The sequence below is a fragment of the Bacteroides sp. HPS0048 genome (assembly GCF_964240755.1).
GTDB classification, from domain to species: domain Bacteria; phylum Bacteroidota; class Bacteroidia; order Bacteroidales; family Bacteroidaceae; genus Bacteroides; species Bacteroides nordii.
Map to the genome: position 1 here is coordinate 1 of NZ_CAXSVC010000064.1, position 5,987 is coordinate 5,987.

At 45.8% G+C, this 5,987-nt stretch carries 2 tRNA genes and 3 rRNA genes; all 5 read left to right on the forward strand.

What is annotated here, in order from left to right:
* The first annotated feature begins 694 nt into the window (after window positions 1-694).
* The 5 genes from ACESQI_RS23920 to rrf all read left to right on the forward strand — a co-directional run bounded on the left by ACESQI_RS23920 (window position 695) and on the right by rrf (window position 5,940).
* Window positions 695-2,217: ribosomal RNA gene (locus ACESQI_RS23920) — 16S ribosomal RNA — on the forward strand.
* Window positions 2,218-2,437: 220 nt separating this feature from the next.
* Window positions 2,438-2,511: transfer RNA gene (locus ACESQI_RS23925), tRNA-Ile, on the forward strand.
* 84 nt (window positions 2,512-2,595) lie between these two features.
* Window positions 2,596-2,669: transfer RNA gene (locus ACESQI_RS23930), tRNA-Ala, on the forward strand.
* 195 nt (window positions 2,670-2,864) lie between these two features.
* A 23S ribosomal RNA gene (locus ACESQI_RS23935) occupies window positions 2,865-5,751 on the forward strand.
* Between the two features lie 78 nt (window positions 5,752-5,829).
* Window positions 5,830-5,940 (forward strand): 5S ribosomal RNA (gene rrf / locus ACESQI_RS23940).
* The 16S, 23S and 5S rRNA genes sit together here with 2 tRNA genes alongside, the layout of an rRNA operon.
* Window positions 5,941-5,987: the final 47 nt, after the last annotated feature.

The window sequence follows — 5,987 nt, forward strand, 5'->3', positions numbered from 1 at the left end:
CTTCCTTTCATTTTTATGTTTTACAACACCTTTGCAAATCAGCGTCTTACAAAAAAGTTTTCTTTTTATTCCAAAATAATTCCTGATATATTTTGCTTATATTGTAAAAAGGTCTACTTTTGCATCCGCTTAGCCAGAGGAGCTAAGTTATTAAGCTTGACATGATTGAAAGCGCGGATTGCCGGCTAAGTTATTAAACAAAAAAACTTCCAAAAAGATTTGGTTTCAATGTTTAAAAGTTCTTATCTTTGCAGTCCGATTCGCAAATAAAAGGCGTTTTTTTCTTTGCAGGTTTTTTCTCCTTTCGCAAGAGAGCTGTTAGATAATCCTCGGAAAAAAAACTAAAAAAAACTTCCAGAAACATTTGGTAGTTATAAAAAAGTCCTTTATCTTTGCACCCGCTTTTGAAACGAAGCGATTAAAAAAACGAAGCGTTCTTTGAAAAATTGATAAACAATACAAGTAGTACAAGTCCAAAACAGTAAAATGTTTTGAGAAATTAGAACCGTCAATACTTATATATATAGGTATTTGAAATAAGGTCAATAAATAACGGTATCCTGAACAGAGCTAAAATTAAGTTTTTTAGTATTTAAGTTTTTTAGTATTTAAGTTTAGCCGTTCCCTATCAACGGGAATTAATAAACTCACCAACTAACCAACTTATCCTCTAATGAACTTACACAATACTTTTACAATGAAGAGTTTGATCCTGGCTCAGGATGAACGCTAGCTACAGGCTTAACACATGCAAGTCGAGGGGCATCAGGATGTAGCAATACATTGCTGGCGACCGGCGCACGGGTGAGTAACACGTATCCAACCTGCCTTTTACTCGGGGATAGGCTTTCGAAAGAAAGATTAATACCCGATGGCATAATATTTCCGCATGGGATTATTATTAAAGAATTTCGGTAAAAGATGGGGATGCGTTCCATTAGGCAGTTGGCGGGGTAACGGCCCACCAAACCTTCGATGGATAGGGGTTCTGAGAGGAAGGTCCCCCACATTGGAACTGAGACACGGTCCAAACTCCTACGGGAGGCAGCAGTGAGGAATATTGGTCAATGGGCGAAAGCCTGAACCAGCCAAGTAGCGTGAAGGATGACTGCCCTATGGGTTGTAAACTTCTTTTATAGGGGAATAAAATGAGCCACGTGTGGCTTTTTGTATGTACCCTATGAATAAGGATCGGCTAACTCCGTGCCAGCAGCCGCGGTAATACGGAGGATCCGAGCGTTATCCGGATTTATTGGGTTTAAAGGGAGCGTAGGTGGACATGTAAGTCAGTTGTGAAAGTTTGCGGCTCAACCGTAAAATTGCAGTTGATACTGTGTGTCTTGAGTACAGTAGAGGTGGGCGGAATTCGTGGTGTAGCGGTGAAATGCTTAGATATCACGAAGAACTCCGATTGCGAAGGCAGCTCACTGGACTGTTACTGACACTGAGGCTCGAAAGTGTGGGTATCAAACAGGATTAGATACCCTGGTAGTCCACACAGTAAACGATGAATACTCGCTGTTTGCGATATACAGCAAGCGGCCAAGCGAAAGCATTAAGTATTCCACCTGGGGAGTACGCCGGCAACGGTGAAACTCAAAGGAATTGACGGGGGCCCGCACAAGCGGAGGAACATGTGGTTTAATTCGATGATACGCGAGGAACCTTACCCGGGCTTAAATTGCATTTGAATGTTGGGGAAACCCAACAGCCGCAAGGCAAATGTGAAGGTGCTGCATGGTTGTCGTCAGCTCGTGCCGTGAGGTGTCGGCTTAAGTGCCATAACGAGCGCAACCCTTATCTTTAGTTACTAACAGGTCATGCTGAGGACTCTAGAGAGACTGCCGTCGTAAGATGTGAGGAAGGTGGGGATGACGTCAAATCAGCACGGCCCTTACGTCCGGGGCTACACACGTGTTACAATGGGGGGTACAGAAGGCAGCTACCTGGTGACAGGATGCTAATCCCAAAAGCCTCTCTCAGTTCGGATCGAAGTCTGCAACCCGACTTCGTGAAGCTGGATTCGCTAGTAATCGCGCATCAGCCACGGCGCGGTGAATACGTTCCCGGGCCTTGTACACACCGCCCGTCAAGCCATGGGAGCCGGGGGTACCTGAAGTACGTAACCGCAAGGAGCGTCCTAGGGTAAAACTGGTGACTGGGGCTAAGTCGTAACAAGGTAGCCGTACCGGAAGGTGCGGCTGGAACACCTCCTTTCTGGAGTGATACCGCGATTTTAATTGACAGTTGACAATTGACAGTTGACAATTCAACTCTGATTGTTCATACAATTAAAGACATATGACTTTATTAAGGTTCTAACTGTACTACTGGTACTTGTTTATTTATAGATATAGATCAACCATCTATAGAAGTATAGATAGAGATAAACAAGAGAAAACAGAAGCCGGGTCTAATAATAGGCTCAGTTTGAACTAGTCCTATAGCTCAGTTGGTTAGAGCGCTACACTGATAATGTAGAGGTCGGCAGTTCAACTCTGCCTGGGACTACTTCTCGAATTGACAATTGAAAGTTGAAAATGATAAATCCTTGTGATTAAGTCGTTCTTGATTCTTTCTTCTCAATTCTTCGAAGGGGGATTAGCTCAGCTGGCTAGAGCATCTGCCTTGCACGCAGAGGGTCAACGGTTCGAATCCGTTATTCTCCACTCTCTTTAGGTTTTTGAGTTTATATGTTTCTGAGTTGGTAAGTTTTAAAACTTACGACCTAATGAACAGACAAACTGACAAACTAAAAAGAAACGATCTTTGACATGTTGTACAAAAAAAAAGTAAATTTAGTAAAGAGCTAAAAGTATATATCGAACCGTACGCTGTTGTTTTAACAGTATAAAGGCAAGATAATGAAAGTAAGAAAGGGCGCATGGCGGATGCCTTGGCTCTCGGAGGCGATGAAGGACGTGATAAGCTGCGATAAGCTGCGGGTAGGTGCAAATGACCTTTGATCCGCGGATTTCCGAATGGGACAACCCAATTGGTTGAAGACCAATTATACTGCACTGCAGTAGGCTAACGCAGGGAACTGAAACATCTTAGTACCTGCAGGAAAAGAAAATAAATAATGATTCCCCTAGTAGTGGCGAGCGAACGGGGAATAGCCCAAACCAATTATGTTACGGCATAATTGGGGTTGTAGGACCACGTTTTGGGACGAAAGTTGGTGAGTGGAATGATCTGGAAAGTTCAGTCATAGACGGTGATAACCCTGTACACGAAGCCATCTGAACCCTAGTGGTATCCTGAGTAGCGCGGAGCACGAGGAATTCTGCGTGAATCTGCCGGGACCATCCGGTAAGGCTAAATACTCCCGAGAGACCGATAGCGAACCAGTACTGTGAAGGAAAGGTGAAAAGCACTTCGAATAGAAGAGTGAAATAGTCCCTGAAACCGTGCGCCTACAAGCGGTCGGAGCAGCTTTTTGTTGTGACGGCGTGCCTTTTGCATAATGAACCTACGAGTTACTTTTTCCGGCAAGGTTAAGCGTCTGAAGACGTGCAGCCGAAGCGAAAGCGAGTCTGAACAGGGCGTTATAGTCGGAAGGAGTAGACGCGAAACCAAGTGATCTACCCTTGGGCAGGTTGAAGGTTAGGTAACACTAACTGGAGGACCGAACCGATAAGCGTTGAAAAGCTTCCGGATGACCTGAGGGTGGGGGTGAAAGGCTAATCAAACTTGGAGATAGCTCGTACTCCCCGAAATGCATTTAGGTGCAGCCTTGTGAATTACTAATGTGAGGTAGAGCGACTGATAAGATGCGAGGGCTTCGCCGCCTATCAAGTCTTGATAAACTCCGAATGCGCATTAGTTCAATCACAGGAGTGAGGGCATGGGTGCTAAGGTCCATGTCCGAAAGGAGAAGAATCCAGACCATCAGCTAAGGTCCCCAAATAAACACTAAGTTGAACTAACGAAGTCAGATTGCTAAGACAGCTAGGATGTTGGCTTGGAAGCAGCCATTCATTTAAAGAGTGCGTAACAGCTCACTAGTCGAGGAGTTTGGCGTGGATAATAATCGGGCATCAAGTGTTTTACCGAAGCTATGGGATCAGTAATGATCGGTAGGGGAGCATTCCACTCTGCGTTGAAGGTGTACCGTCAGGTATGCTGGAGCGTGTGGAAAAGCAAATGTAGGTATAAGTAACGATAAAGGGGGTGAGAAACCCCCTCGCCGAAAGACTAAGGTTTCCTGATCAACGCTAATCGGATCAGGGTTAGTCGGGTCCTAAGGCTCAGCCGAACGGTGATGCCGATGGCAGAACAGGTTAATATTCCTGTACTACCTTTAGGAGTGACGTGGAGACGGAGGCGTGACAGCGCCGCGAACTGACGGAATAGTTCGTTGAAGGGTGTAGATGTTGATTGCGGCAGGCAAATCCACCGCAAGAGTCGAACCTGATAGTATGGAGCGTTCTTCTGAACAATCCAATAGTGCGTGTAAACATACTCCCAAGAAAATCCGCTAAACTTAATCTTAAAGGTACCCGTACCGTAAACGGACACACGTAGTCGGGTTGAATATACTAAGGCGCTTGAGTGAATCACGGTTAAGGAACTAGGCAAATTGACCCTGTAACTTCGGGATAAAGGGTCCCCGTCAGTGATGGCGGGGCGCAGAGAATAGGTCCAGGCAACTGTTTAACAAAAACACAGGGCTGTGCAAAATTGAAAGATCACGTATACAGCCTGACACCTGCCCGGTGCTGGAAGGTTAAGAGGAGATGTCATCGCAAGAGAAGCATTGAATTGAAGCCCCAGTAAACGGCGGCCGTAACTATAACGGTCCTAAGGTAGCGAAATTCCTTGTCGGGTAAGTTCCGACCTGCACGAATGGTGTAATGATCTGGACACTGTCTCAACCGTGAGCTCAGTGAAATTGTAGTATCGGTGAAGATGCCGATTACCCGCGATGGGACGAAAAGACCCCGTGAACCTTTACTATAGCTTAACATTGAATTTGGGTAATTGATGTGTAGGATAGGCCGGAGACTTTGAAGCAGGTACGCCAGTATTTGTGGAGTCGCTGTTGAAATACGGCCCTTTGATTATTTGAGTTCTAACTCGTTGTTACGAGGACACTGTTTGGTGGGTAGTTTGACTGGGGTGGTCGCCTCCAAAAGTGTAACGGAGGCTTCTAAAGGTGCCCTCACGCCGATTGGTAACCGGCGGTAGAGTGTAATGGCATAAGGGCGCTTGACTGGGAGACTAACAAGTCGATCAGGTAGGAAACTAGAGCATAGTGATCCGGTGTTTCCGCATGGAAGGGACATCGCTCAAAGGATAAAAGGTACTCCGGGGATAACAGGCTGATCCCTCCCAAGAGCTCATATCGACGGAGGGGTTTGGCACCTCGATGTCGGCTCGTCACATCCTGGGGCTGGAGAAGGTCCCAAGGGTTGGGCTGTTCGCCCATTAAAGTGGCACGCGAGCTGGGTTCAGAACGTCGTGAGACAGTTCGGTCTCTATCTATCGTGGGCGTATGAAATTTGCGTGGCTCTGACACTAGTACGAGAGGACCGTGTTGGACTGACCGCTGGTTTACCAGTTGTGCCGCCAGGTGCATTGCTGGGTATCTAAGTCGGGATTGGATAAGTGCTGAAAGCATCTAAGTACGAAGCCAGCCACAAGATTAGATTTCTTAGGGTCGTCATAGACGATGACGTTGATAGGAGGCAGGTGTAAAGGTAGTAATATCATAGCCGAGCCTTACTAATTGCCCGTTGACTTTTGTTTTCTTTCCTTTTTGTATGGTTTATATATACGTTTAGTTCTTTTTGACTGAATTGCTTTTTGTACACATGTCTACCTTCTTTAGGTGACTATAGCATCAGGGTTCCACCTCTTCCCATTCCGAACAGAGAAGTTAAGCCTGATCACGCCGATGGTACTGCGTAACAGTGGGAGAGTAGGTAGTCGCCGTTTTTTGAATCCCCCTTTCGTCAAGATGATTGATGGAAGGGGGATTCTTT